Consider the following 25,702-nt stretch of genomic DNA (forward strand, 5'->3'; position numbering starts at 1 on the left):
GAAGGCGGTAGACTCAACCTATGGCCGATAAAAATGATGACATGAAGGCAAGAATGCTTGCTGCCCTTGAAGCAAAGAAGAACAAGCCAGGTGCACCAGGCACACAAGCCCATGCTGAATCAGGTTCAAAGATTCGCGGCGGACAACGCAGTGGTGGAGCTCCTCAGGTTCAGCGCAAGGCCGGACCATCGGGTTCAGGTTCTGCTGGTTAAATCAGACCGCGACGCTTTAGTAGTGGTTCAATTGTTGAATCACGACCGCGGAAATTGCGGAACATCTGCATTGAATCAATGGATCCACCACGTCCAAGAAGAGTGTTCTTGAAGTGTTCGCCATTTTTGCGCTGTAATCCGCCGTTTTCCTTAAACCAATCAACGGTGTCAGCATCTAGAACTTCAGACCAGATGTAGCCGTAGTAACCAGATGAATAACCACCAGCAAAGATGTGGCTGAAGTAAGTAGAACGGTAACGAGTAGGAACCGGCGCAAAATCAAGGCCATAATCCTTAATTGCTTGAGCTTCAAAGCTCTCCACATCAGTAATTTTGGCTGCTTGTTCAGTGCTTAGTTCATGCCAGGCAAGATCCAAAATAGCCGCTGCTAAGTAACTAGTCGTTGAATGGCCTTCATTGAAAGTACTTGCAGCATTGAGACTGTCTATCCACTCTTGTGGCAACTTCTCGCCTGTTTCATGATGACGTGCATAATTTTCAACAACCTCTGGCCACAAGATCCACATTTCATTTACCTGTGATGGGAACTCAACAAAGTCACGTTGAACGCTAGTTCCAGAAACACGTGGGTACTTCACCTGGGAGAGGAAGCCATGAATTGCATGCCCAAACTCGTGGAACAAAGTAGTTGTTTCAGAAAATGTTAGGAGCGTTGGCTTTCCCGCAGGCGGCTTTGGAATATTCAAGTTATTTACAACAACTGGAAGCTGATCAAAAAGGAAGTTTTGGTTTACAAGGCTATTCATCCAGGCTCCACCACGCTTTGAATCACGTGTGTAGAAATCCCCAATGTAAAGCCCAACCTTGGTGCCATCTTCATTGTTGACTTCAAAAGCACGGGCCTCTGGGTGATAAGTAACTAGATCAGGACGCTCTTTAAAGGTAATTCCAAACAATTTGTTGGCTGCAAAGAAAACACCATCATGTAATACTCGCTCTAATTCAAAGTAAGGACGCATCTTTGTTGTATCGATGTTGTACTTTTCTACTCGAACTTGTTCGGTGTAAAAACCCCAGTCCCAGCTTTCAATATTCGTGCCAGCAGATTTCTTCAGATCTTCAGCTTCTGCCTTTGCATTCCGAACAGCAGCAGGTGCAATTTTCCGAAGCATTGCATGCACATTGTCTGGATGTTCAGCTGTTTGCACTGCAATAACGTGTTCGGCATGAGTCTCTTTACCAAAAAGTCGTGCACGCTCTGCTCGAAGTTTGACCAATTGAAGCAAAACAGGCTTGTTATCGTTTTCATTAGGACGATTAGCTTTTAGCTTCGAATCCTCCATGATCTTTTTCCGTAGTTCACGGTTTGTCAGTGAATCAAGAACTGGATTACCAGTGAAGTTCACCATTCCAATGAGCCACTTATCGTCGTGTCCACGATCTTTTGCAGCAGCCTTAGCTGCAGCAATCTGATTCTCGCTAAGACCATCTAGCTCTTCTGCGGAATCAACAAGAACTGCTAAATCATTGGTATCAGCCAAAACATTCTTTGAGAATTGAGTTTGAAGCGATGAAAGCTCTTCATTTAACTCTTTCAGGCGCACACGTTGAGCTTCAGTGAGGTGCGCACCTTTGTGAATCAAGTCCTTGAAATAGCGCTCAAGCAACCAAGCGTCTTCACTGTTGAGACCAAGAGATTCCCGCGCATCATAGAGATCTTTGATTCGCTTAAAAAGCACAGGGTTTAAACTAATTGCATCTTGATGCGCTGCTGATTTCGGTGCAATCTCTTGTTCTATTGCATCTAGGGCATCATTGGTATCACTTGAAGACTTGTTGTAGAAAACGCGCATCATTCTGCCCAAATATTGTCCGCTCTTTTCTAGAGCAACAATTGTGTTCTCAAATGTGGCAGGACCCGGTGTATCAAGAATCGCCTGAACTTCAGCTAGATGCTCCGTGCATCCTTCATAGAAGGCAGGTAGATAGTGCTCCTCTTTGATCACAGCAAATGGAGGCAGCTCATATTCAAGGGTGCTTCGTTGGGCAAATGGATTCGCGTTTGTCATGACGCGAACTGTACTAATTAGTGAGGACGGCGTCGACGCTGACTAGAGTTTGGACGAGGGCGCTTTCCACCACTACGCACAGACTTTTCAACGATTGGCACGATGTAAGGAATACCTGTTGGCTCCTGTGCGCCCGTAATCTTCATTAATTCAGTGCTGAGGGGTGTAACTCCAACAAACTTAGGGGTTACGCCAGCACGCTGTGTCAGTCCGCCGATTGATTTCTGTTGACGTGTTGTCGCAAGAGTTACAACAGTTCCGGCCTCACCAGCACGTGCTGTACGACCAGCGCGGTGCAGGTAATCCTTGTGATCTGTTGGAGCATCTACGTGTACAACAAGTGAAATTCCATCAACGTGAATACCACGTGCTGCAACATCTGTTGCAACTAGCGCGGCATTTGCTGTCTCCTTGAACAAAGCCAAAGTACGTGTACGAACTGCTTGAGACTTTCCACCGTGCAATGCACCAACTGGAACACCTGCATGAGCAAGCTTGTCAGCTAAGCGATCTGCGCCGCGTTGAGTCTTTACGAACAAAATAGTTTTTCCGTTACGTGCCGCAACCTGATTTGTGATGTCATCTTTATCAGTTGGGTTCATAACCAATACGTAGTGCTCCATAGTCGAAACTGATGCACGATCGTTTTGTAGTGAGTGAGTCTTTGGGTTCTTCAAGTACTGACGAACCAATGAATCCACACCACGGTCAAGAGTTGCAGAGAACAAAAGACGCTGACCATCAAGCTTTGCCTGATCAAGAATTTCCTTAACAACAGGCAAGAAGCCCATGTCTGCCATCTGATCTGCTTCATCAAGAACAGTAATTTGAAGATGATCTAATTGAACTTCACCCTTGTTAAGTAGATCGATCAAACGACCAGGTGTTGCAACCAAGATTGCTGTTCCGCGACGCATCGCAGTGATCTGCTTTGAGTACGACATTCCGCCAGCAACAACAACTGATTCGTGACCAATTGAACGAGCAAGTGGCATCAAAACTTCATCGATCTGCTGTGCAAGTTCGCGAGTTGGAGTCAAAACAAGTGCCAATGGCTTGTGGGGCTTTGCAACCTTGCCATTTAAGTTGTTAAGAAGTGCCAAACCAAATGCAAGAGTCTTTCCTGAACCAGTTTGTCCGCGACCTAAAATATCGTAGCCTGCTAGCGCATCTGGCAATGTTGCAATCTGGATTGGGAATGGATGCAAAATTCCTTGCTTGCTCAGTGCGTTAACAAGTGGAGCTGCAATACCCAGATCAGCAAATGTTGTTGTGATCTCAGTTAGGGGAGTTGCATCAACAAGGTTTGCATCTGCAAGATTTGCTGAAATGTAGTTGTCATCTGCACCGAAATCGATCGCTGCATTTGAGTGAGACTTTGAATGAGATTTGAAATCATCACGAGCATAGGCTGATGAATCATTGCGGCGATCGCGTACTGGACGCTCTGCGCGGAAGTTAGCTGCGCGAGTATCTGGTGCAACGCTGGACTTCTTCGGACGAGTTGGATCAAACTTTTCGCGCTTGCGTGGCTCGAAGTTTGGACGACCATCATCTGTGCGAGCGATCTTTGCTTTCACCGCATCGCGACGTGTTGTCGGACGAGTGTCCGAATCCTTCTTGAATGCTGGACGTGAATCTTCGCGCTTGAATGCTGGACGCTCTGGGCGTTCTGCCTTCTTATATGTCTTCTTAAACTCTGGACGAGATGCTGGACGCTCAGTGCGTTCTGTTCGCTCTGCACGTGGTGCTGATTCGCGAACTTCGCGTTCTTTAACAAACTTCTTTGCACGTGAATCTGGACGCTGTGATCGCTCAATACGTGCTGAACGCTCTGCTGGTTCTTCAGTTGGACGTGGCTTTGATGCAGTTTGTTCTTGATAACGCTTGGCGCGCAACTTTGAACGCTCTACTAAGCGAGTTTCCTTCTTTGATGTTGCAGTTGTATCAACATCTGAGTAACGACGAGTTGATGCAGGCTTTTTAGTCGCTGGCTTTACAGCCGCACCCTTGCGTGCTGCTTTTTGTGCAGTGGTGTGACGTGCCTTAGGAGCTGCTTCTTTAAATTCAGCAGCCTTCTTCGTGCGCTTAGGCTTTCCTGCTGATGCTGCGCGACGAGCTTTTCCGGGCGCGCTAGTACGTGGTTGTAGAGACATAGAAAATGCATACCAATCGAGACGACAAGCGCGTCTCGGGTATAGCTCGCACTTTTGGCGGCTAGGGCGAAAATAAGACTCGCATGTAGTGCTGCATATAGCAGCACTTGGGGGAAGTACTGTGGTGCGGTCGCACCGACGGGATAATTCTACCGTGGATTATTCGTACTCATTACCACCAGATTTAATCGATCTTAAAGCCGTCTTTAATGGGTCCTAGTCCAATTCCTGCAGCGGTGTGATCTGACTCTTCTCCGCGCGATAACTGGGCTTCATGTGCCTTGTTATGCCAACGTTCTTCAATCTTGCCGTACTTCCATAACAACAATGCAACGGTCCATACAACTACAAAAGAGGCAACAATAAAGTACCCAGCACTATTTAAGTCAAAGGCAAGTGCAGAATCCCAAATACCACCAGTTAGATTCAACTGTTGGGCAAAAATTTGGAGAATTTGAAGCCCACCTACGAAAAGTGCAACCGCTACAGAGAGGCCAGTAATAATAATGTTGTAGTACACCTTGCGAACAGGCTTTGAGAAAGCCCAACCATAAGCAAAGTTCATAAACGATCCATCAATAGTGTCAAGCAAGCTCATTCCACCGGCGAAGAAAAATGGCAATGAAATCATCGCCCACCATGGCAGCCCTGCAATGGTTGATGATCCCGCAAGAATTAGTAGCCCTACTTCAGTTGCAGTGTCAAAACCCAGACCAAATAAAATTCCTAGCGGATACATCTTCCATGAAGCATCGATTCGACGGGCAATAGGACCGAAGAAACGCATTAGTAACCCACGAGAGTCCAGGTGCTTCTCTAACTCTTCTTCGTTATATGCACCTTGGCGCATCTTAAAAAAGACACCAACGATTGAAACTAAGACTATTAAATTTAAGATTCCGATTATCATCAAGAAAGTGCCACTGACTGAAATTCCAATTAGTCCTGTGTAGTGCTGTAGTGCCGAATCATCATCGTTTAGCTGTGATCCAAGAGTCTTGATACCAAAGCCAAGCAAAATGGTGAGTAGGAAAACTACTGATGAGTGACCGAGCGAGAAAAAGAAACCAACCGCTAATGGACGTTGGCCTTCAGACATTAATTTTCTAGTTGTGTTATCAATGGCACTGATGTGATCAGCATCGAATGCATGGCGCATACCCAAAATGTAGGCAAGGGCGGCTGTGCCCCAACCAAACAAAGTTCCATCTGCTAAAACATAATTTCCGGTAGTTGCTTTCCACATCAAACTTGCGCCTGCAACGTGCAAGAAGAGTATGAATCCGAACATGGCTGCCATGCGGCGCCACTCATCCCGAGTTAGGCGGTCACGAAAGGCAACCTTGATTGGCTCCTGGACTATCTGGTTCACGGCGCTCCTGGTGGTATATGCGAATGATTTGCAAGTAGAAGGGTAAAGCAGGCTCAAAGAGGTGTCTATTTGAAATTGCCCCTAGGGTTACAAGCATGAAGTTGCTGCTTGTTCTGGCCTTACTGCTGGGACTCACTCCGGTTCCGGCCCAAGCCAAGGTTTGCTCGTGGGATCAAAACCCCGGATGGGTCCAACGGGAAAACCTTAAAAAGGGAGACGCTAAGTGGGATGCGGATGTGCCACTTCGTTTCAGCGCTGATTTCACGCGCCGCAAAGAGGTTCCACGGATTGAAGGCTTTGTAAGTTCAGCTTCTGCGACATGTGGCGACACAGTCTCTTTAACTACGGTGGAATCTAAAAAGTTTCAGGTTGAGATCTATCGAATGGGTTATTACAAAAACACAGGCGCTCGCCTCATTCGAACTCTTGTATCACCTAAATCAATAACGGTAGATAGCACAATGATTCCTGGGCAGTATTTATTGAAGTTGCGAAGCCTTAAGCGAGCAAGCACCTTTGTTCCGTTAGTGATTACAGGTAGCGGTGCTAATGATCTAACTTTCGTTTCATCCGTACTTACGTGGCAGTCATATAACCAGTGGGGCGGAGAGTCCTTGTACAAAGGAGCTGATGGCAATCGCGAAACCGCAGCATCTGTAGTTTCATTTGATCGACCATACGATGGTGATGGCTCAGGACAATTTCGATATATGGAACAGCCACTTATAACCTTGATGGAAAAGAATGGTTTAGACATTAATTACATCACTGATTTAGAAGTTGATTCAAACCCAGAAGTCTTTGCTCAAACTCGCTCAATTGTTGTGGGTGGACACAGCGAATATTGGACCAGAAACATGCGCCAACATTTTGAAAACGCTGTTGCATCTGGAATTAATCTCATTGTTTTTGGTGGTAACACAGGATATGCAATCACTGAAATTAAGGCGCGTAAAATTTCTGGCAGAACCCCTTATCGTGAAATTGGACAACCCGAATCCCTTCTACTTGGCTCGCAATACTTTGCAGTAGCAATACGAAAAGATTTAGTGTCAAACAATGTGTGGCCATTTTCAGTACTTGGAATTGATGCTCAGATAAAAGGGATTTATGGTTACGAGGCGGACACAGCCATGGGAACGAGAGGACCCGGAGTTCAGGTTCTTGCCAGAGCAGTCATAAGCCCAACGGAAAAAGGTTTCGTTGCAATGAGTACTTATTACACAGCGCCTAGCGGGGCAGCTGTAATGAATATGGGTACCAACGGTTGGGTCTGTGCGATCTCTAACCGTTGCCCTTGGGGTCACACCTTCGACTTACAGGCTCAAAAACAGATTCAAAAGGTTACCGAAGCGGTTCTTAAGACTGTCAAAACTTCAAAATGGCCTGTGGCGCAGATAGATATTCCCACTCGTTCGTAAGCCAATCCGTATAGGTTTTGCTCATGAGCGAAGATGATGGCTTAGAAGAACTCATCAGCGAAGAGATGTTGTGGGATCGAATCCCCGAGGTCGAAGGCGAAGAACGTGCCAGCACCTATTACGAATTAAGTGCGCGAATTTATGCACGTGGTCAATATGACGAAGCACTTGCATTAGCTGAAACCGCCCGTGATATTTATTCACAACTTGGTGAAGAAGCACCATCTGAAGGATTAGCTCAAGCATATTCAGCAATTGGTTATAACCTAAATCAATTAAAGCGTATGGATGAAGCAGCATTAGCAATGAGTAAAGCGGTTGAATTACTTCGGGAAAATAAATCACCCATTGCACTTGAACTTGCTTGCACACTTGGCGAGTGGTGGTACACATCAAAGAAGTACGACAAAGTTGTCATAACTATGAATGAGTGTGCACAAGAGCATTTAGTTGACGGTAATGAAATTGGTGCAGCAAATGATCTGCACCTGATTGGTTGCGCAGAGCGCGAATTGAAGAATTATGAAAAAGCAATCGAAGCATTTAAAGAAGCAAGATCTTTCTTTAAAAGAAACAAAGAAGTCATTCATGTTGCCCGTTGCGATCAAAAAATGGCATCGTGCTTAATTGAACTTGGTCAGGGTGAGTTAGCTTTAGAAACTGCTCGCAAAGCTATTGATGTTTTTGAAACAGGCCACGATCATCGTCGTGAAACATTTGCAACCTTCGAATTTGGCAAGGCACAGATCTTGCTTGAAAAGTATGATGATGGTTTAGCAACTCTTGAGAATGTGTTGGCAATAGTTAGTGAAGATGAGCCAAAAGATTTCGAATTTATTGTGGATGTTGAGTCTCGAATCGCCAAGATTTTGCGCATGCAAGGTCGGGGTGAAGAAGCAGATGAGATTGAACGCCGCTTAAAGACTGTGCAGGAAGCGCTGGAAGATGAACCAGAGCTTGATCTCCTCACTTAAAGGCAGGGACAAACTCAGCATCACGATGGTGTGCCTCGGCAATATTTGTCGCTCACCTATGGCAGCTGCTGTTCTGGCGGGCAAAACCGCTGATTGGAAAACTCCGCGCATTGAAGTTCATAGTTCAGGTACTGGCTCGTGGCATATCGGACAAGGTCCACACCCTTCATCGAAAAAGATTTGGGAAGCCGCTGGATACAAGCATTCCCATATAGCGAAGCAATTTAAGGCAAATGATTTCTTTGTCCACGATCTGATTTTGGTAATGGATTCTAGTAATTATCACAACGTTGTTTCATTGGCTGAAAATGAAGAGCATCGCAGCAAAGTTTTCTATTTGCGAAACTTTGATCCTTTACTAAAAGGCTTAGATCCAAGTTCAGCAGATTACTTCAAGCTAGAAGTCCCTGATCCTTACAACCAATCTGATGCAGCTTATGAAGAAACTTTAGCTATGGTTGAAAAGGCTGTGGACGGATTGTTACGAGAACTAAAGAACCTATAAGCGCACCAAAACCTGCAACAACTAATGGCCACTGTGTGCCATTACTGGTCCATGTGGCACCACCCCAAATTCCTGCACCAAGGATTGCAAAATTCATTGATGATTGATAAATACCTTGAATCTTTCCTCTGTGTTCTTGTGGACTTAAAGATGCAATCCACGCCTTTCCAACCCCATCTGTTAATGCTGGGAAAACGCCATAAAGAACAATTGCGACAATAGCAAGTGTGTGATTTTCAGTCACTCCTAAAGTTATATAGCCAAAAGCAAAGAAAAGTAAACCAATTGCGTAAACGATACGCGGGTTCAACTTGTCAGAGAACGCTCCAGCAGGATAAGCAAGTAATGCTGAAACCGCACTAAATAGCATGTAAGAAGCAACTACACCCTTGGCAGAAAAACCAATCTGATGGAGTTGAAGCAATAAAAGTGCATCTGGAATATTAGTAAGCTGAATTGCTACTAGCGTAGAAATTCTTACCTTCAAACCAGCAGATAGTTTGTAGGTACTTGCAACCCTTACCTCTTTTTTAGCTGGTTTAACAAAGTTATCTTTTACTAAAAATGTTAGTAGACCTGATAAAACAGCTGGAATTAAAGCCCATTTAGCCACAGCCCGCACATCATCATTGAGAAGGGATAACCCTATTAACGCCAACGCAGGGCCAATAACAGCTCCTAAATTGTCACCGGCTCTGTGAAAACCAAATGCCTTCCCAAGATCTTTTGTGTCAACTGAGTCATTAATTAATGCGTCGCGAGGCGAGCTTCTAATTCCTTTACCGATGCGATCAGTGACTCGACCAAAGAAAACCAAAGGCCATGTAGTTGCGAGTACGACAAAGACTTTTCCGAGGCCAGCTAATGTATAACCAGCGACAACAAATGGCTTACGACCAAACTTGTCGCTGAATTTTCCCGCATATAGTTTTGAAAAGCCTGCTGCAGCTTCAGCACATCCTTCAATAATGCCAAGGGCCAATGGAGCTGCGCCTATAACACCAACTAATAGCAGAGGCAACAGTGGATATAAAAGATCACTTGCAGCATCTTGTGTAAGAGAAACTAAGGTTAAGACAACTAGATTCTTGGAGAGCCACTTTCTTTTCATCGTGGAAGGTGTTGTAACGCCCAGTGATACATCGCAATCGCACCCGCTGCAGAGGCGTTCATCGACCTAGTCGAGCCATATTGATTGATCTCATACAAAACTTCGCAGACTGCAATACCTTCATCTGACATGCCAGCACCCTCTTGACCAAAGAGAAGAACACAACTCTCAGGCAGAACTGCCGGTTCTAGCTGCTTTGATCCTGGCACATTATCAATTCCAATGATCGGTAAGTTTTGCTCTTTGCAGTATGCAGCAAAATCTTCAACTGTTGGATGATGCATAACTGTTAGATACCTATCTGTCACCATTGCCCCACGCTTGTTCCAGTCACGCTTTCCAATAATATGAACAGCAGAAACATTGAATGCATTAGCTGTACGAACGACCGATCCGATATTCAAATCGTGCTGCCAATTTTCAATCGCGATCTGAAGTTTGTGACGCTTAGTGTTCAAATCGGCAACAATCGCTTCAACGCTCCAATATCGGTAATGATCTAAAACATTACGACGATCACCATTCAGTAATAATTCAGGATCGTAGTGATCACCTTCTGGCCAAGGTTTTTCATGAGGTCCGACTCCTACAACGGGAAAAAATTCCCCTGGGCCAATACTGGCGGGGGTGGTTGGAGAAGACATGCGTGCACTCTAAACTGAACAGATGTCTACCTTCAACATGGTTGCGCTCCGAAGAATATTTGCGGTCTGCCTTGCGCTGATTCTTCCGATTGCACCGGCAGATGCTGCTTTAGGCCCTGACTCAATCCCTGCAGTATTTGATGAACTTCTTAAAGTTCCGACGCTGTCTAATCCAGCCATGATCGTTATTGACGGCACAACAGGGCAGATCATTTACGAAAAAAATATTTACTCGCAACGCAAACCAGCATCTGTCATGAAGGTTTTAGCTGGCGCTGTAACTCTTGAGTATTTAGATCCACAATCAGTGTTTAACACAACCATAAATATTGCACCTGAGGGAAAGACGGTTGTTATCCGAGGATCACTTGATCCGTGGATTAGCCTGGATCACAATGTTGCTCGCAAAATGAACCGTGCTTCCTTGCCGTATATGGGTTTCAATACTTTATCGGCCATTAAAAAGGCCAATGGCGGCTCCTTAAAAAACTACAAAGTCATTTACAGCAATCTCTACTCGAAAGATGTTGCTAATCTAAAAGCTTTTTGGGCAAAGCGTGGATTCAAGCCAGTTTTTAAACAGGTTAAAGATGAAGAAGCCTATATGGCCCAAGGTGATCTCGTCGTCTCAGAGAACTCACCTACAGTTAGAGAAATTCTTGATTTTATGATGCTGTGGAGCGATAACTTATTGGCCGATCGACTGGCTGGATTAGCAGCCCGAGCTGCTGGTTATTCTCCCAACATCAAGGGCATCGAGACAATATTCCGCACACTATTGACCCAACTAGAAATTGATGACGGCAAATTAGTTGTAGCTGATGCAAGCGGGTTGTCTAAGCAAAATAAGATCACCGCAAAACTAATGGGCGAACTTTTGTACAAGATTCGTAAAGATGAAAAGTATGCACTTTTGTATCAATCTCTTCCTGTAGGCGGAGTCTCTGGAACATTGCAGGACAGGTTTACGACAACTGCTTCATCTGCTGTGGGCTTGGTGCGCGCAAAGACCGGCACACTAAACGGCACCGCAACACTTGCAGGTTATGTTCAATCAACTGATCGTGAATATGTCTTTGTAACCCTTGCAGATGACATAGCAAAAGGAAATGCTGCTCTTAACAAAGCACGGGCTGCAATTGATCGAGTTCTTGGAAGAATTGCTGCTCCAAATATTCCTGCAGAGATTAGTCCAACCCCTTAATTGTTGGAGTAAATCTTTATCTGTCCTTTGTAACATGCAACCCAGGTATTGCCTGTTGGTACATCGTAGGTAACACCGATTGGCTCAGCACATGCTCTAATCGTTTCTAAGACTTTCATGTCACTTGTTCGCACTTTGGACATGGTGTTGCTTTTAAAGTTAACAACAAACATTGTTAATCCGTCTGAGGAAATCGCCAAGCTACGGGCGGCTTCCCCAGTTTTTACAGATTTACCAGGCTTGCTTGCAATCAAATCCCATGATGCGACTTTGCCCGAAAGGTTCATAGTCACATACATCTTTGAGTTATCTGGTGATAGAACTATTGCGCGAGGGTTGCTTCCAATTGGGATGTAGGAAACTGTGAAATCCTCTAAGTTAATGACATGAATTCTGTTGCCACCCATTTCAGCTACATATGCACGCTTTGAGTCATTAGAGATTGCGATACCCCTTGGATAACGACCAATTTTGATTGTTTGAACAACCTTTTGAGCTTCCACAGAAATGACTGACACTGTGTAAGAACACCAGTTAGCAACCAAAACATATTTATTATCAGGGGTTGCTTCTACAACCTTGGGAACAGATCCAACTGGGTAGATTGCATCTATTTCATAATTACTGCGATTGATTCGATAGACAAAACTTTTATCGTACCCAGATTCTGGAGAACAAGTGTCATGTCCCTCTTTGTTGTATCCAGGACCATACATCGCATAATTGCTCACGTAGAGGTACTTACCATCTGGTGAGAATGTTCCTTCAACTGGTGCACCCTTGAAGATTGATGTGCTTTTGGAGTACCCGAAGTCCTGCAGTGAAACAGAGTCAGGAACTGTATGAAGTAATTCAAAAGTCTTTGCATCATAAATAGTGACTGAATGTCGATACATCATGTTATGAGCGCTAACCACACCATCACCTGATGATCTAACCGATTTTGGTGCAATTGAACCATTAATTGTTTTGATTAACTTCATCTTTAGTTCGGGTGAAACAACTTCGCCCTGGGCCGGTATTGCGATGGCACAGAGCGAAGTTATGAGAATTAAAGTTAGGAAGCGGTTGCGCATTTTCTAACTGTACTAGTCAGACATCGTCGCATTCATAAGCGTTATCACTCGGGCTATCTGTTGGGACCCTGCGAAATGGCAGGATTGGCAAAGTTTTAGATGGCTTGGGTGGCATCGCTGGTCCCTCATTTTCTGCGATCTCAAACCATTCGGGCTTGTTGTTCTCAGTCATGGCCACATTCTTTCTCTAGGACCCTTGGTTGAGAGCAAGGTAACTATTGTCCCTATGAGGAGACTGTGATGCACAAATTAAATCGCTGAGTAATCTTGGTGAGTGAGCATCGCTATTCGGGGATACCTAGACCTAATGAAGTTACGGGTCGTTGAGCTATTGCTCGTTTCCACTTTACCTGCGATGGTTTTGGCGGCAAAAGGTTTGCCAGATTTTGGCTTGGCTATCGCAACAATTTTTGCAGGAACTTTGGCTGCGGGTAGTGCAAATGCATTCAATATGGTTATTGAAAGTGATTTAGATAAATTAATGGCGCGAACATCAAAGCGTCCAATTGTTACGGGCCTGATTTCAAAAACAAATGCAACAATTTTTGCAGGGGTAATTGGAGTTTTTTCCCTAGTTATGTTCTGGCTCTTTACAACTCCGCTGGCAACCTTGTTGACCTTTATCGCAATTGTTTTTTACGTTGTCGTATACACAATGGCGCTGAAACAACGCACATCACAAAATATTGTGTGGGGTGGCGCTGCAGGATGTATGCCGGTGCTAATCGGTTGGGCAGCGGTAACAAATTCATTGTCAGTGACACCTTGGGCATTTTTCTTTGTAATCTTCTTTTGGACCCCACCACACTTCTGGGCGCTAGCAATTAAATACAAAGATGACTACGCGGCGGCAGGCACACCAATGCTCCCTGTAGTTGCAACAAAGGGTCGCGTACTTGGTGAAATGTGGTTCCACACAACCCTGATGATCGCATCATCAATTTGGTTAATCAGTTCTGCAAAGCTGCCAACATGGTCGATGGTTGTAACAATTGCACTTGGATTAGTTTTTGCGCGTCAATTGCTTGCTCTCAAAGAAGGCTCGCCAGAGTATGGAAAAGTTGCCGGAAAGATTTTCCAGTGGTCTATTACTTACTTAAGCTTGCTTTCTGTTGTACTTGTTGCAGCCCAACTACTTAGCTAAGGCTTGTTCCAGATCTTTTATCAGATCTGATGAGTGTTCTAATCCAACAGACAAACGCAGCACTGATGCTGTTATGCCCATCTCTGCCTGAACTTCTGGAGCCAAACGGCGGTGCGTGGTGGATGCAGGATGAGTAATAAGAGACTTGCTATCACCCAAGTTGTTTGAAATATCTATGACGCAAAGCTTGTTCATGAATGCAAAGACCTCTTCCTGAGAGCCTTTAAATTCCATACCAATTGTGCTTCCGCCGCCATTGCTCATCTGTTTCATTGCTAATTCGTGACCAGGATGAGATTTCAATCCGGGGTAGCGAACAGTTTTGATTGCAGGCTGCTTTTCTAAGAATTCAGCAATTGCTTGTGCATTTGAAACCATACTCTCAACACGCATATGCATTGTTTCTAATGACTTAACAAGCACCCAGGCATTAAATGGGCTGAGTGCAGGACCTGAGTGACGAACAAACGGTAGAAGTTTTTCAACAATGTAATTTGCAGAACCAAGTAGTGCGCCAGCTAGCACTCGACCTTGTCCATCAATGTGCTTGGTAGCCGAATACATAACCACATCTGCTCCAAGTTGTAATGGCTTTTGCAAGACAGGTGAAGCCATGACGTTATCTACAATTACAGTTGCACCAACTTTGTGTGCAAGCTCGCTCACCATTTTGATGTCAACGATCTCTAACAATGGATTACTTGGTGATTCAATAAAGACAGCCTTAGTTGGCTTACTTAAGGCCTTTGCCCACGCAGCAGGATCATTACCCTTTACTAATTCGTATGTGACACCCCACTTAGGCAAAAATTCTGTAATAACAACATAGCAAGAAGAAAACATTGCAGCAGATGCAACTACGTGGTCACCTTGCTCAACTAAGCAGGCAAGGGATGCAAACATTGCAGACATTCCTGAGCCTGTCGCAACGCACATTTCAGCACCTTCAATTGCCGCAAGTCGCTGCTCAAACATCGCAATTGTTGGATTATGAAAACGGCCATATAAATAGTGATCATTTTCTTCGGCAAAGGAATCAAAAGCTTCTTCAGCAGATGTGTATGTGAAGCCACTTGTTAGATACAAAGCTTCAGATGTTTCACCAAAACCAGATCGAGCCAAACCTGTGCGCACTGAATGTGTCTGGGGGTGTAATTCCCAGTCAGGTCCCAGTGAATCCTTACGAGATTGATAACCCCAAGGTCGTTTGCTCATGGGCTAATTGTGGCAGAGTAAGGGGCATGCCTAATACTGCTATTTCAGTCACAGATCTCTCCAAAAAATATGATGACCGCTTAGCGGTCTCACATATCAACTTCGAAGTGCCTTTGGGCACGGTGTGTGGCTTTGTTGGCCCGAATGGATCAGGCAAGACAACGACTATGCGAATGCTGTTGGGTCTTATTACTCCAACAACTGGTCAGGGCCACATTCTTGGTGAGCCAATTGAGCATCCAGAAAAGTATTTGAGTCGCGTTGGCGCAATGATTGAAGGGCCAGCTTTTTATCCAGCACTGTCGGGTTATGAGAACTTAATGGTTCTTGCAAAGCTTGGTGGGTTTCCAATTGAGCGAGTACAGCAGTTACTAGACAAAGTTGGACTTGGAGATCGCGGAAAGTCAAAGTTTAAAACGTATTCACTTGGAATGAAGCAGCGATTAGGAATTGCAGCAGCGCTTCTACCCGAGCCAAAGTTATTGATGTTGGATGAACCAACAAATGGTTTAGATCCTGAAGGAATTCAAGAAGTCCGTGCTCTATTGCGCGACTTAGCAAATGAAGGAACAACGGTATTTGTTTCCTCGCACTTGTTATCCGAGCTAGAAATTATTAGCGACTACATTGTTATGTTGCGAAAGGGTGAGATTGTTTTTGCTGGTCCTATTGGAGAATTAATGGCTCAGCAGCAACCAACAATTATTGCTAAATCACTTAATAACTCAGAGCTACAGCGCATTGCTGAGATTGCCGAAAAGGCAGGACATCACGCAGTCATTAGAAATGATTCAGTTCATGTCTTGGCAGATATGGAGTGGGCGCCAGTGCTTAATAAAGCAGCATTTGATGCAGGGATCACATTGGCCCAACTCGCACCCCAGCTGCCCAACCTGGAAGAGACCTTCTTTGAAATGACGGGGGATAAGTAATGTTTAATGTTGTCAAAGCAGAGCTACGCAAACTGCGTCGTCCCACATTATTTTTTGGCACCATGGGAGCTGCACTCTTCTTTACCGGCCTGATCACTTCATTTATTTACTTGATGATTGATTCACCGCAAGGAAATGGTGATCGAGGTCGATCCATTAGTCGAGAAGTTTTGGCGCTAGCTAGTGGATCCGTTAATGGTTTTGCATCTGTTGGTGGGTTTTTAGGAATCATTGCACTGTGTGTATTTGCGGCACAAACAGCCCAGGAGTACACCTACGGAACCTTGCGCAACTTATTGATTCGTCAACCAGGCCGAATGAAAATCCTTGTTGGTAAATTAATTTCTATGGCGCTTTTTGCAGTCGCGATGATCACTATCGCTGCTGTTGTTAGTATCGCAATCTCTTACATTCTTGCCCCAGGTGCCGAAGTGAGCACAGATCTTTGGTTCACATCCGCTGGTTTTGATGCCATATTCACAACTTTTATAAATGTCACAATTTCCGTTGTCGCATTTGGAATCGTAGGAATGGTTTTGGGACTTCTCTTGCGCTCACCAATAAGTGCCATTTCCTTTGGTGTTTTGTGGTTATTGATTGTTGAAAACTTATTGATTGCAGTGAAAAACTCTCTACAGAGTTGGTTACCCGGTGCCCAGCTTTCTGCAATCGCCTCTGGTGGAGCAATAGATCTGAGCTATAAGCATGCACTCACTGTTGGTGGACTATATGTAGCAGTTGGAGCAATTGTTGCTTCAGTGCTCTTTGTCCGTCGTGATGTGGCTAATTAGCGACGCTCAAAAATCTCGTGCTATCTGGTGGTCGCGTCTAGACCAGCACTACTCTTGTCCTATGACAACAGCAGTTCCTGCAGTTCGAAACACGGTTCGAACATGGCTGGAAAAATATGAAGCTGGAGACAGAGTACTTGTTGCCGTCTCCGGTGGTGCAGATTCTTTAGCACTTGCTTACGCACTTTCAGTTGAAGCAGAAAAACTTGCGATCACTGTTATTGGTGTAACTGTTGATCATCAACTACAAGCGGCCTCATCGACTCAAGCAGAAAAAGTTGTAGACCAACTTTCAAAGTTTGGTCTGAGGTGTGTAATTGAGAAAGTCACTGTTGACATGAAAGAAGGTTTAGAAGCTTCAGCACGTAAAGTCAGATATGAAGCACTCAGCAGAGTTGCCAAAAAAGAAAATGCAGTTGCAGTTTTTCTTGGCCACACAAAAGATGATCAAGCTGAAACAGTATTGTTAGGACTTGCACGTGGTTCCGGAACTCGGTCGCTATCTGGAATGGCACATCACAATGGAATCTATGTTCGACCACTCCTAGAAATTACTCGAAACCAAAATGAAGAGTTTTGTAAGGAAGTCGGTTTGGATTACTGGAATGACCCACACAACCAAGACGCACAGTTTGCACGTGTACGTGTTCGCACTGAAGCGCTTCCGGTTTTAGAAAAAAGTATTGGTCCAGGAATTTCAAATGCATTGGCTCGAAGCTCTCACCTCTTGCGAGATGACGCAGATGCACTCGATCATTGGGCAAAACGTGAAGAGATTCATCTAGATCTTCATGATTTGGATTGTTCCCATCTTGAATCCTTGCCTCGAGCAATTCGGACCCGAATTCTTCGATCTGCCATCTATGCAGCTGGTGCTCCTTCAGGATCGGTCTCAGCAGAGCATGTGAGTGCGGTTGAGGCGCTAATCTCCGCGTGGAACGGTCAAGGTGCGCTCAATTTGCCGGGCGGTGTGAAGGTTGAGCGAATTTCGGGCAGACTTTCGCTCTCACCGCACCGACCATAGGGAGAACCGTGGATTTAGAAGTAGTCAAGGGCGATATCGAACGGGTAATCGTGACCGAAGAACAGTTGCAAGCACGTATTAAAGAGCTTGCCGCACAGGTCAATAAAGATTACGAAGGTAAAGACCTTTTACTTGTTGGAGTCTTAAAGGGTGCGGTTATGGCTGTTGCTGATCTTTCACGCGCACTGCAGCGCCATATAGATATGGATTGGATGGCAGTTTCATCCTACGGATCCGGAACTAAGTCCAGCGGAGTTGTGCGAATTCTTAAAGATTTAGATCGAGACATTACTGGTCGTAACGTATTGATCGTTGAAGACATTGTTGATTCAGGTTTGACACTTTCTTGGCTTAAGGCAAACCTTGAATCACGCGGAGTTGGATCAGTGGAGATTCTTTCAATCTTGCGCAAGCCAGAGGCAGCAAAGGTTGAAGTAAATGTGAAGTATGTCGGTTTTGATATTCCAAAAGATTTTGTAGTTGGCTATGGCCTTGATTTTAATGAAAAGTACCGCAACCTTCCCTTCATTGGTGTGCTTGCTAAGCACATGTATGAATAAGAATTAGAAACGAGAATTCCCAAATATGTCACAAGCGCAAAAGTCTAAGAAACCGACAAAGAAAAGCTTCTCAAGCAAGAACACGTCAAAGAAGCCTGCCTCATCAGGCAGCAAAATATTTCGTGGTCCTCTTTTTTGGATTATCGCTGCAATCTTTGCGGTTACAGTTTTTGGTCAGATCTCATCTGCGGGTAATAAATACACACAAATTGAAACCTCTCAGGCTATCGATGCGATTACTCAGTCAAAGGTTCTCTCAGCAGAGCTAGTTGATAAAGATCAGAAGATTCGTCTCATACTTACTCCTGGCAACACAATTAATGGTGACTCAAAGGTTGAATCCTTCTATGTTGCACGTCAAGAACCAACGCTGGTTGATGCCTTAACAGCTAATCCACCTTCAAAAGGCTGGAATGTAAAGGTTCCTTCGCAGTCACTACTGATCTCATTCCTCTTCTCAATCGTTCCATTCTTACTCATCGGTTTCTTGTTCTTCTGGATGATGAGTCAAGCTCAAGGCGGAAATAAGGTATTCCAATTTGGAAAATCACGTGCCAAATTACAAGACAACGATGTTCCTAAGACAACATTTAAAGATGTAGCAGGAGCTGACGAAGCACTTGCTGAATTAGATGAAATTAAAGATTTTCTTGCAAAGCCAGAAAAGTATGCACCCCTTGGTGCAAAGATCCCAAAGGGTGTTTTGCTGTTCGGTCCTCCAGGAACAGGTAAGACACTTCTTGCTCGCGCAGTAGCCGGTGAAGCAGGGGTTCCTTTCTATTCAATTTCAGGTTCTGACTTTGTGGAAATGTTTGTTGGTGTTGGCGCAGCGCGTGTGCGCGATTTGTTTAATCAAGCAAAAGCAAACGCACCTGCAATTGTTTTCATTGATGAAATTGATGCTGTCGGTCGCCAACGTGGCGCAGGTATGGGTGGTGGTCACGATGAACGTGAACAAACACTTAATCAACTACTTGTTGAGATGGATGGTTTTGAGGAAAACTCACAGGTTATTTTGATCGCTGCAACAAACCGTCCAGATGTCTTAGATCCTGCGTTGCTGCGTCCAGGTCGTTTTGATCGCCAGATCGCTGTTGATCGTCCAGATCTCAAGGGTCGCGAAGCGATCTTGCAGGTTCATGCAAAGGGCAAGCCACTGAGCGATGAGGTAAAGCTAGTTGATTACGCCCGTCGCACCCCTGGTTTTACAGGTGCCGATTTAGCAAATGTGCTCAATGAAGCAGCGCTCTTATCTGCACGCGAAGACAAGTCAGCAATTGGAAATCCAGAACTAGATGAAGCTATTGATCGCGTTATGGCCGGTCCACAACGTAAATCTCGTTTGATGAGCGATGATGAACGTCGAGTAACCGCTTATCACGAAGCCGGTCACGCACTTGTTGCACATGCTTTGCCACACACAGATCCTGTTCACAAGGTCACGATCATGCCTCGCGGTCGTGCGCTTGGTTACACAATGGTGTTACCAGATGAAGATAAGTACTCAACAACTCGTAATCAATTACTAGATCAGTTGGCGTACTCATTAGGTGGCCGAGCAGCAGAAGAGCTAATTTTCCATGATCCATCAACTGGTGCTTCAAATGACATTGAGAAGGCAACAGAGCTTGCTCGCGCAATGGTTACTCAATACGGAATGACAGAAGCAATTGGTGCAATCAAACTTGGCGGCGGCGCTTCTGAACCATTCTTAGGTCGAGATTATGGACATCAACGCGATTACAGCGAAAACATTGCAGGCGTTGTTGACCGCGAAATTCGTCGTCTAATTGAAAATGCACATCAAGAAGCATTTGATATTTTGGTTGCCAATCGCAAAATTCTTGATGAGATGGTGATTGAACTTCTTGAAAAGGAAACTTTGAACAAGGATGAAATCGCTGCTATCTTTAAGAAGGTGAAGCTAGTGACAAAGCGTCCTGCATGGACTGGTTCTGCTTCTCGCATTCCATCTGAGCAACCACCAGTGGATGTTCCAGAGCGCGTTGTTGTGGCACCTGTTGCAGCAAAGAAACCAACACGTCGTAAGAAGGCTGCAAGTGACGGTAAATAAAGTAACTGTCTCTGATGGTCGCGCATCTGGCCCTTATGACCAGGAACGTGCTGAAAAGGCCGTTCGTGAGCTGCTTATAGCCCTTGGCGAGGATCCTGATCGTGAAGGATTAAAAGAAACTCCTGCACGAGTAGCACGCGCCATGAAGGAAAACTTTGAAGGATTATGGCAATCACCTGAGGATTTTTTAACTACTACTTTTGATATTGGCCATGAAGAGTTAGTGATCGTTCGCGATATCGAGATATTTTCACATTGTGAGCATCATTTGACTCCATTCCACGGCGTTGCACATATTGGTTATATCCCGCGCGGAAAGATCACCGGTCTATCAAAGCTTGCTCGTTTAGTTGATTTGTATGCAAAGCGTCCACAGGTGCAAGAGCGTTTAACTACACAGATTGCAGACGCGATGGTAAAAATCTTGGATCCACTAGGTGTGATTGTGATTATTGATTGTGAGCATTTGTGCATGTCAATGCGTGGAGTTAAGAAATCACATGCTCGAACTACAACATCTGCTGTTCGTGGCGCATTGTTAAATCCTGCTACACGCGCAGAAGCAATTTCACTTATCACTAAGGCGTAATTCTCATGTTGATCATGGGTATCTTAAATGTTACCCCTGACTCTTTTGCCGATGGTGGAAGACATAACGACTTCGATGCTGCAGTTACGCGCGGTCTTGAAATGATCGCAGAAGGTGTTGACATCATTGATATCGGTGGTGAATCAACTAGACCTGGCGCAGAACGAGTAAGTGAAGCAGAAGAAATAGAACGCACTATTCCAGTAATAACTGAACTTGCAAAAAGTGGCGCAAGAATCAGCATCGACACAATGCGTGCAAGTACAGCAGAGGCTGCAATTAAAGCGGGTGCATCAATAATTAATGATGTCAGCGGGGGATTAGCGGACCCTCACATGCTGCAAACCGTTGCACGCTCACAGGTGCCATATATTGCAATGCACTGGCGCGGACAGTCAAAAGATATGAATTCAAAGGCTATTTATAACGATGTCGTCATCGACGTGATTTCAGAGCTACAAGAGCGTATTACTGCTGCCTTGGATGCAGGTATTGAAGTTAGCAATCTAATAATTGATCCAGGTCTGGGTTTTGCTAAAGATGCCGAACAAAACTGGAGGATCATTGATTCAATCGATGCCTTTGTTGGTTTGGGCTATCCAGTATTAATCGGTGCTTCACGCAAGCGTTTTCTAGGTGGGGACTCTCCAGATGAACGCGAACAAGCAACAATTGATTTAACGAAGCGACTTGCCACCACAGGTGTGTGGGCGGTTAGAGTTCATAGCGTGAAACCACATAAGGAGGTGTTGGCACAATGAGTGATCAGATTGTTCTAACAGGCATCCATGGTTTTGGTTTTCACGGATTGTTTGAACAAGAGCGCAAAGATGGTCAAGATTTCTTTGTTGACCTAACAATTGTAGTCAATTTGAAAGCAGCTTCACAATCAGATGCGATTGCAGATACAGTTAATTACGCTGAGATTACAGATTTGGTTGTCGAAGAGATAACAAGTAATCCAGTTAACTTAATTGAAAAGCTAGCAGCGCGAATTGCAGAGCGAGTGCTAAATCACCATCTGAAAGTTAAGTCTGTGACTGTCACTGTGCATAAGCCTCAAGCACCTGTTGCTGCGCAACTAAAAGATATTGCAGTTGTAGTAACTAGAACCAGATGAAAGCTGTCATCGCACTTGGTGCCAATATTGGTGAACTAAAAGAGAATCTTGATCTAGCAATTGCATTACTTAGAGAGGCAACTGATGTGCAATTAGTATCTAGCTATTACACAACCGCACCAGCTGGTGGACCGGAGCAACCTGATTACTTAAATGCGGTGTGCATTATTGACAGTGAGTTACCGGCAATGGATCTATTGTCATTGCTACATGGCATCGAAAAGAGCTTGGGCCGCGAAAGAATTGAGCACTGGGGACCCCGAACCATTGATTTAGACCTTATTCAATACGGCGGGTTATTAAGCAAAGCTGATGAACTGCAGCTGCCGCACCCACGCGCACATGAGCGTCGTTTTGTTCTAGAACCATGGTTTGAAATTGAGCCTGATGCAATCCTACTTACGCATGGAGCGATAAAAGAACTTTTGGAGCAATTGCCTGCTTAGAGGTAAACTTTTATGTATCTCGCCCGGTACCCCACGAAAGGACTGGAGCCACTGAAATGACTGTATTAGTGCCAACAATGGGCGCCTTGCATAAAGGCCACCAAGCGTTGATTAAACGTGCGCGCACATTGGATAAAGATGTAATCGTAAGCATCTTTGTAAATCCATTGCAGTTTGAGAACACATCAGAATTAGAAAAGTATCCACGATCACCAGAGCGTGATATCGAAATTGCAACAATTGCTGGCGCTACTGAGGTGTGGTTTCCGGAGTACGAAGATTTATATCCAGAGGGATTCAAAACTTTAAGTGCTGGAGCGCTAGGAAATTTATATGAAGGTTCTTCACGTCCTGGTCACTTTGATGGTGTCGTAACAGTTATAGATCGGCTGTGTGCAATTGCAAAGCCAGACAAAGCTGTATTTGGCGAAAAAGATTTTCAGCAGTTAACAATCATTAAAGCAATGAAGAGCAAAGTTGAGATCGTTGGCGTTCCAACAGTTCGCGAATTTGATGGCTTAGCAATGTCTTCACGCAATCTGCGACTGAGTGAAACAGGCCGAAATGTTGCATTGGTTATTCACCGGGCGCTAGCGGCTGCAAAGCTAGCCCCAACAGTAGAAATTGCCCAGGAAATACTAAACACGACGCTATCTATGGAGCCTGGCTTTGATAAGGATTACGCAACAATTATTGATGAAAAGGATTTTTCCTTAGCAGATGAAGGCACAGAAAACCGTCGAGCAATTATTGCTGGATGGGTTGAGGGAGTTCGATTGATAGACAACATGCTACTGGTGGGGAGATAACAATGTTATTAACAGTTGACGTTGGAAACACAAATACTGTCCTTGGAATCTTTGATGATAAGGAATTGGTTCATTCGTGGAGAGTCAAAACTGATCCTCGCAGCACCGCTGATGAGTTGTGGCTGCAGTACCGCGCTTTGATAGAGGATTACAAGATGACTGGTTTAGCTGTTTGCTCAACTGTTCCTGCCACATTGCGCGAACTTCGCACAATGATTGCCGATTATTTTGCGGATGTTCGAGTCACAATTGTTGAACCAGGGATTAAAACTGGTGTGCCACTATTAGTTGATAACCCAAAGGAAATTGGCGCAGATCGCATTGTTAATACCTTGGCTGCTCACACTCTGTTCGGTGGACCGGCAATTGTGGTGGACTTTGGAACTTCAACAAATCTGGATGTTGTGTCACCAAAGGGAGAATTTCTAGGTGGAGCACTGGCACCTGGAATTGAAATCTCAGTTGATGCGTTAGCTGCTCGCGCTGCCCAGCTTCGCAAAGTCGAATTAATCAGACCAAAAAATGTCATAGGCAAGAACACAGTTGAGGCGTTGCAATCTGGAACTATTTATGGATTTGCTGGCCAGGTTGATGGTCTCGTTGATCGAATCACAGCAGAGCTAATGGATTCTTATTCTGAAAAGCCAACAGTTATTGCAACGGGTGGATTAGCCCCATTGATCATCGGAGTTTCAGAAACAATCGACCACCACGAGCCTGATTTGACCCTCATCGGACTTCGCCTAATTCACGAACGAAATGCCTAAGTCGGTAGGCTTGGCATCCTATGAGCACAGAAAACCCACCGATTGAAGAGGATCTGCCTGAGCAGCTCCGTATTCGACGTGAAAAGCGCGCCTCATTATTAGAGCGCAACATTGAGCCATATCCAGTCTCTGTGCCTCGCACAAAATCTCTTGTTGAAATTCGTGAGAAGTATGTTGGTCTTGAAATTGATGTTGCAACAGGAGATATTGAATCTCTAACAGGGCGAATCATCTTTAAGCGCGACACAGGAAAGTTGTGCTTTGCAACGTTGCGCGAAGGTGACGGAACAGAACTTCAGGCCATGTTGTCATTAGACAAGATTGGCCAAGAAGTTCTTGATTCATGGAAAGCAGATATTGATTTAGGCGATATCGTTTCTATAACGGGCGAGATTATTACTTCAAAGCGCGGAGAACTTTCAATCCTTGCTAATTCATGGACTTTGGCGTCAAAGTCACTTCGCCCATTGCCAAATGATCACAAGCCGATGTCTGAAGAGACTCGTGTTCGTATGCGTTATGTGGATTTAATTGTTCGCCCTGAGGCACGTAGTAATGCACGCATGCGCCCAGCTGTCATGAAGTCCTTGCGCGACACATTTGATAAAGCAAACTTTGTTGAAGTCGAAACTCCAATGCTCCAGGTAATACATGGCGGGGCAGCTGCACGACCATTCAAATCTTTCTCTAACGCTTATGACATGGATCTGTACTTACGTATTGCGCCAGAACTATTCTTAAAGCGCTGTGTTGTGGGCGGTATTGAGCGAGTATTTGAAATCAACCGTAACTTCCGTAATGAAGGCGCTGATTCATCTCACTCTCCAGAGTTTGCAATGATCGAGAGCTATATGGCCTATGGCGATTGGATGTCAATCGCTGATTTAACTCGCAGCCTTGTTCAGAACGCGGCAATGGCAGTTGCTGGTTCACATGTTGTTACACACCATGATGGACGCCAGGCAGATCTTGGTGGCCAGTGGAAGCAGATCTCCTTATATGACGCTATTTCTAATGGTGTTGGTCAGAGCGTTACAGCCCTTACCCCTATTGCAGAGTTGAAGAAGATCGCTGAAAAGCTAGGTATGAAGATTGATCCTAAGTGGATTACCGGAAAGCTTGCCGAAGAAATCTTCGAAAATGTTGCACGCCATGAATTAATTGAACCAACTTTTGTTATGGGCTTCCCGGTTGATACTTCACCACTTGTTCGCGCACACCGCGAGCTACCGGGTGTTGCTGAAAAGTGGGATTTATACATTGACGGCTTTGAACTTGCAACGGGCTACTCAGAGTTAATTGATCCTGTTGTTCAGCGCGATCGTTTAGTTGAACAAGCAACACTTGGCTCAAAGGGTGATCTTGAAGCAATGCAAGTAGATGAAGATTTCTTGCGCGCAATGGAGTTTGCAATGCCGCCAACTGGTGGAATGGGAATGGGCGTTGATCGTTTGCTCATGGCACTTACTGGTCTTGGAATTCGCGAAACAATTCTGTTCCCACTTGTTAAACCAGAAATTGATTAA

At 44.8% G+C, this 25,702-nt stretch carries 26 protein-coding genes; 18 read left to right on the plus strand and 8 right to left on the minus strand.

Annotated elements, in window-relative coordinates:
• The first annotated feature begins 20 nt into the window (after window positions 1–20).
• The gene (locus AC9UEY_RS01295; RefSeq protein ID WP_509536658.1) at window positions 21–212 is read left to right on the plus strand and encodes a DUF5302 family protein; all 192 of its coding nucleotides are present in this window, start codon (window positions 21–23) and stop codon (window positions 210–212) included.
• Here the strand turns inward: AC9UEY_RS01295 and AC9UEY_RS01300 are convergent.
• The 3 genes from AC9UEY_RS01300 to nicT form a co-directional block, all read right to left on the minus strand.
• Window positions 209–2,242 carry a M3 family metallopeptidase gene (locus AC9UEY_RS01300; protein WP_509536660.1) on the minus strand — a complete coding sequence of 678 codons (2,034 nt, stop codon included), beginning with the start codon at window positions 2,240–2,242 and terminating at the stop codon, window positions 209–211. The genes AC9UEY_RS01295 and AC9UEY_RS01300 overlap by 4 nt on opposite strands.
• A 17-nt stretch (window positions 2,243–2,259) precedes the next feature.
• On the minus strand, window positions 2,260–4,398 hold the full coding sequence (locus AC9UEY_RS01305; RefSeq protein WP_509536662.1) for a DEAD/DEAH box helicase: 2,139 nt from the start codon (window positions 4,396–4,398) through the stop codon (window positions 2,260–2,262).
• Window positions 4,399–4,582: 184 nt separating this feature from the next.
• Window positions 4,583–5,770 carry a Nickel transporter NicT gene (gene nicT / locus AC9UEY_RS01310; protein ID WP_509536665.1) on the minus strand — a complete coding sequence of 396 codons (1,188 nt, stop codon included), beginning with the start codon at window positions 5,768–5,770 and terminating at the stop codon, window positions 4,583–4,585.
• A 95-nt stretch (window positions 5,771–5,865) separates the two neighbouring features.
• Between nicT and AC9UEY_RS01315 the strand changes: the two genes are divergently transcribed.
• Genes AC9UEY_RS01315 through AC9UEY_RS01325 form a run of 3 tightly spaced genes read left to right on the plus strand, consistent with a single transcriptional unit; the run spans window position 5,866 to window position 8,670 of the window.
• Window positions 5,866–7,191 (plus strand): N,N-dimethylformamidase beta subunit family domain-containing protein, encoded by a 1,326-nt coding sequence (locus tag AC9UEY_RS01315; RefSeq protein ID WP_509536668.1) that lies wholly within the window; start codon window positions 5,866–5,868, stop codon window positions 7,189–7,191.
• A 23-nt stretch (window positions 7,192–7,214) separates the two neighbouring features.
• Entirely contained in the window at window positions 7,215–8,165 is a 951-nt protein-coding gene (locus AC9UEY_RS01320) for a tetratricopeptide repeat protein (RefSeq protein ID WP_509536671.1), read from the plus strand.
• Window positions 8,166–8,190: 25 nt separating this feature from the next.
• A complete protein-coding gene (locus AC9UEY_RS01325) occupies window positions 8,191–8,670 on the plus strand; it encodes a low molecular weight protein-tyrosine-phosphatase (RefSeq protein ID WP_509536674.1) in 480 nt (159 codons plus the stop codon).
• Here AC9UEY_RS01325 and AC9UEY_RS01330 read toward each other — a convergent pair.
• Both AC9UEY_RS01330 and AC9UEY_RS01335 read right to left on the minus strand, forming a co-directional pair.
• Window positions 8,618–9,781: an MFS transporter gene (locus tag AC9UEY_RS01330; protein WP_509536677.1), complete on the minus strand. Its 1,164-nt coding sequence runs from the start codon at window positions 9,779–9,781 to the stop codon at window positions 8,618–8,620. The genes AC9UEY_RS01325 and AC9UEY_RS01330 overlap by 53 nt on opposite strands.
• Window positions 9,778–10,425: a TrmH family RNA methyltransferase gene (locus AC9UEY_RS01335; RefSeq protein ID WP_509536679.1), complete on the minus strand. Its 648-nt coding sequence runs from the start codon at window positions 10,423–10,425 to the stop codon at window positions 9,778–9,780. Before AC9UEY_RS01335 ends, AC9UEY_RS01330 begins: the two co-directional genes overlap by 4 nt.
• Window positions 10,426–10,447: 22 nt before the next feature.
• On the opposite strand from AC9UEY_RS01335, the gene AC9UEY_RS01340 reads away from it, so the two are divergent.
• A complete protein-coding gene (locus AC9UEY_RS01340) occupies window positions 10,448–11,629 on the plus strand; it encodes a D-alanyl-D-alanine carboxypeptidase (RefSeq protein ID WP_509536681.1) in 1,182 nt (393 codons plus the stop codon).
• Here AC9UEY_RS01340 and AC9UEY_RS01345 read toward each other — a convergent pair.
• Window positions 11,626–12,705 (minus strand): YncE family protein, encoded by a 1,080-nt coding sequence (locus AC9UEY_RS01345; protein ID WP_509536684.1) that lies wholly within the window; start codon window positions 12,703–12,705, stop codon window positions 11,626–11,628. The genes AC9UEY_RS01340 and AC9UEY_RS01345 overlap by 4 nt on opposite strands.
• Before the next feature lie 16 nt (window positions 12,706–12,721).
• Window positions 12,722–12,877 (minus strand): hypothetical protein, encoded by a 156-nt coding sequence (locus tag AC9UEY_RS01350; protein ID WP_509536687.1) that lies wholly within the window; start codon window positions 12,875–12,877, stop codon window positions 12,722–12,724.
• A 114-nt stretch (window positions 12,878–12,991) separates the two neighbouring features.
• Between AC9UEY_RS01350 and AC9UEY_RS01355 the strand changes: the two genes are divergently transcribed.
• Window positions 12,992–13,849, plus strand: coding sequence for a heme o synthase (locus AC9UEY_RS01355; RefSeq protein WP_509536833.1), 858 nt, complete (start codon window positions 12,992–12,994; stop codon window positions 13,847–13,849).
• On the opposite strand, the gene metZ is transcribed toward AC9UEY_RS01355, so the two are convergent.
• Window positions 13,838–15,064 carry an O-succinylhomoserine sulfhydrylase gene (gene metZ / locus AC9UEY_RS01360; RefSeq protein WP_509536690.1) on the minus strand — a complete coding sequence of 409 codons (1,227 nt, stop codon included), beginning with the start codon at window positions 15,062–15,064 and terminating at the stop codon, window positions 13,838–13,840. The two genes, AC9UEY_RS01355 and metZ, sit on opposite strands and share 12 nt — an antisense overlap.
• 26 nt (window positions 15,065–15,090) lie before the next feature.
• On the opposite strand from metZ, the gene AC9UEY_RS01365 reads away from it, so the two are divergent.
• The 12 genes from AC9UEY_RS01365 (at window position 15,091) to lysS (ending at window position 25,702) form a co-directional block, all read left to right on the plus strand.
• Window positions 15,091–15,996, plus strand: coding sequence for an ABC transporter ATP-binding protein (locus AC9UEY_RS01365; RefSeq protein WP_509536693.1), 906 nt, complete (start codon window positions 15,091–15,093; stop codon window positions 15,994–15,996).
• A complete protein-coding gene (locus tag AC9UEY_RS01370; protein ID WP_509536696.1) occupies window positions 15,996–16,787 on the plus strand; it encodes a DUF2705 family protein in 792 nt (263 codons plus the stop codon). Before AC9UEY_RS01365 ends, AC9UEY_RS01370 begins: the two co-directional genes overlap by 1 nt.
• 61 nt (window positions 16,788–16,848) lie before the next feature.
• Complete coding sequence (gene tilS / locus AC9UEY_RS01375) at window positions 16,849–17,811, plus strand: tRNA lysidine(34) synthetase TilS (protein ID WP_509536699.1); 963 nt, start codon at window positions 16,849–16,851, stop codon at window positions 17,809–17,811.
• A gap of 8 nt (window positions 17,812–17,819) precedes the next feature.
• The gene (gene hpt / locus AC9UEY_RS01380; RefSeq protein ID WP_509536701.1) at window positions 17,820–18,371 is read left to right on the plus strand and encodes a hypoxanthine phosphoribosyltransferase; all 552 of its coding nucleotides are present in this window, start codon (window positions 17,820–17,822) and stop codon (window positions 18,369–18,371) included.
• Between the two features lie 25 nt (window positions 18,372–18,396).
• A complete protein-coding gene (gene ftsH / locus AC9UEY_RS01385) occupies window positions 18,397–20,445 on the plus strand; it encodes an ATP-dependent zinc metalloprotease FtsH (protein WP_509536704.1) in 2,049 nt (682 codons plus the stop codon).
• Window positions 20,432–21,034: a GTP cyclohydrolase I FolE gene (gene folE / locus AC9UEY_RS01390; RefSeq protein WP_509536707.1), complete on the plus strand. Its 603-nt coding sequence runs from the start codon at window positions 20,432–20,434 to the stop codon at window positions 21,032–21,034. The genes ftsH and folE overlap by 14 nt, the downstream gene beginning before the upstream one ends.
• Window positions 21,035–21,039: 5 nt before the next feature.
• Window positions 21,040–21,795, plus strand: a complete 756-nt coding sequence (folP, locus tag AC9UEY_RS01395; RefSeq protein ID WP_509536710.1) for a dihydropteroate synthase — start codon at window positions 21,040–21,042, stop codon at window positions 21,793–21,795.
• On the plus strand, window positions 21,792–22,154 hold the full coding sequence (folB, locus tag AC9UEY_RS01400; protein ID WP_509536712.1) for a dihydroneopterin aldolase: 363 nt from the start codon (window positions 21,792–21,794) through the stop codon (window positions 22,152–22,154). Before folP ends, folB begins: the two co-directional genes overlap by 4 nt.
• Window positions 22,151–22,600 carry a 2-amino-4-hydroxy-6-hydroxymethyldihydropteridine diphosphokinase gene (gene folK / locus AC9UEY_RS01405; RefSeq protein ID WP_509536714.1) on the plus strand — a complete coding sequence of 150 codons (450 nt, stop codon included), beginning with the start codon at window positions 22,151–22,153 and terminating at the stop codon, window positions 22,598–22,600. The genes folB and folK overlap by 4 nt, the downstream gene beginning before the upstream one ends.
• 56 nt (window positions 22,601–22,656) lie before the next feature.
• Complete coding sequence (locus AC9UEY_RS01410) at window positions 22,657–23,409, plus strand: 4-phosphopantoate--beta-alanine ligase (protein ID WP_509536717.1); 753 nt, start codon at window positions 22,657–22,659, stop codon at window positions 23,407–23,409.
• Window positions 23,410–23,411: 2 nt separating this feature from the next.
• On the plus strand, window positions 23,412–24,176 hold the full coding sequence (locus AC9UEY_RS01415) for a type III pantothenate kinase (protein WP_509536720.1): 765 nt from the start codon (window positions 23,412–23,414) through the stop codon (window positions 24,174–24,176).
• 20 nt (window positions 24,177–24,196) lie between these two features.
• A complete protein-coding gene (lysS, locus tag AC9UEY_RS01420) occupies window positions 24,197–25,702 on the plus strand; it encodes a lysine--tRNA ligase (protein WP_509536722.1) in 1,506 nt (501 codons plus the stop codon).

It is taken from the genome of Candidatus Planktophila sp., from assembly GCF_040402275.1.
In the GTDB taxonomy this organism is placed as follows: Bacteria; Actinomycetota; Actinomycetes; order Nanopelagicales; family Nanopelagicaceae; genus Planktophila.

What these genes read in the sequence shown, in the direction of transcription:
- tilS (WP_509536699.1), top strand. Translation starts at nt 16,849, where the DNA reads ATGACAACAGCAGTTCCTGCAGTTCGAAACACGGTTCGAACATGGCTG.
- AC9UEY_RS01305 (WP_509536662.1), bottom strand. Translation starts at nt 4,398, where the DNA reads ATGTCTCTACAACCACGTACTAGCGCGCCCGGAAAAGCTCGTCGCGCA.
- AC9UEY_RS01335 (WP_509536679.1), bottom strand. Translation starts at nt 10,425, where the DNA reads ATGTCTTCTCCAACCACCCCCGCCAGTATTGGCCCAGGGGAATTTTTT.
- AC9UEY_RS01415 (WP_509536720.1), top strand. Translation starts at nt 23,412, where the DNA reads ATGTTATTAACAGTTGACGTTGGAAACACAAATACTGTCCTTGGAATC.
- AC9UEY_RS01300 (WP_509536660.1), bottom strand. Translation starts at nt 2,242, where the DNA reads ATGACAAACGCGAATCCATTTGCCCAACGAAGCACCCTTGAATATGAG.
- AC9UEY_RS01370 (WP_509536696.1), top strand. Translation starts at nt 15,996, where the DNA reads ATGTTTAATGTTGTCAAAGCAGAGCTACGCAAACTGCGTCGTCCCACA.
- folK (WP_509536714.1), top strand. Translation starts at nt 22,151, where the DNA reads ATGAAAGCTGTCATCGCACTTGGTGCCAATATTGGTGAACTAAAAGAG.
- AC9UEY_RS01325 (WP_509536674.1), top strand. Translation starts at nt 8,191, where the DNA reads ATGGTGTGCCTCGGCAATATTTGTCGCTCACCTATGGCAGCTGCTGTT.
- AC9UEY_RS01295 (WP_509536658.1), top strand. Translation starts at nt 21, where the DNA reads ATGGCCGATAAAAATGATGACATGAAGGCAAGAATGCTTGCTGCCCTT.
- AC9UEY_RS01350 (WP_509536687.1), bottom strand. Translation starts at nt 12,877, where the DNA reads ATGACTGAGAACAACAAGCCCGAATGGTTTGAGATCGCAGAAAATGAG.
- AC9UEY_RS01330 (WP_509536677.1), bottom strand. Translation starts at nt 9,781, where the DNA reads ATGAAAAGAAAGTGGCTCTCCAAGAATCTAGTTGTCTTAACCTTAGTT.
- AC9UEY_RS01365 (WP_509536693.1), top strand. Translation starts at nt 15,091, where the DNA reads ATGCCTAATACTGCTATTTCAGTCACAGATCTCTCCAAAAAATATGAT.
- AC9UEY_RS01410 (WP_509536717.1), top strand. Translation starts at nt 22,657, where the DNA reads ATGACTGTATTAGTGCCAACAATGGGCGCCTTGCATAAAGGCCACCAA.
- metZ (WP_509536690.1), bottom strand. Translation starts at nt 15,064, where the DNA reads ATGAGCAAACGACCTTGGGGTTATCAATCTCGTAAGGATTCACTGGGA.
- folP (WP_509536710.1), top strand. Translation starts at nt 21,040, where the DNA reads ATGTTGATCATGGGTATCTTAAATGTTACCCCTGACTCTTTTGCCGAT.
- lysS (WP_509536722.1), top strand. Translation starts at nt 24,197, where the DNA reads ATGAGCACAGAAAACCCACCGATTGAAGAGGATCTGCCTGAGCAGCTC.
- AC9UEY_RS01320 (WP_509536671.1), top strand. Translation starts at nt 7,215, where the DNA reads ATGAGCGAAGATGATGGCTTAGAAGAACTCATCAGCGAAGAGATGTTG.
- AC9UEY_RS01345 (WP_509536684.1), bottom strand. Translation starts at nt 12,705, where the DNA reads ATGCGCAACCGCTTCCTAACTTTAATTCTCATAACTTCGCTCTGTGCC.
- folB (WP_509536712.1), top strand. Translation starts at nt 21,792, where the DNA reads ATGAGTGATCAGATTGTTCTAACAGGCATCCATGGTTTTGGTTTTCAC.
- ftsH (WP_509536704.1), top strand. Translation starts at nt 18,397, where the DNA reads ATGTCACAAGCGCAAAAGTCTAAGAAACCGACAAAGAAAAGCTTCTCA.
- AC9UEY_RS01340 (WP_509536681.1), top strand. Translation starts at nt 10,448, where the DNA reads ATGTCTACCTTCAACATGGTTGCGCTCCGAAGAATATTTGCGGTCTGC.
- AC9UEY_RS01315 (WP_509536668.1), top strand. Translation starts at nt 5,866, where the DNA reads ATGAAGTTGCTGCTTGTTCTGGCCTTACTGCTGGGACTCACTCCGGTT.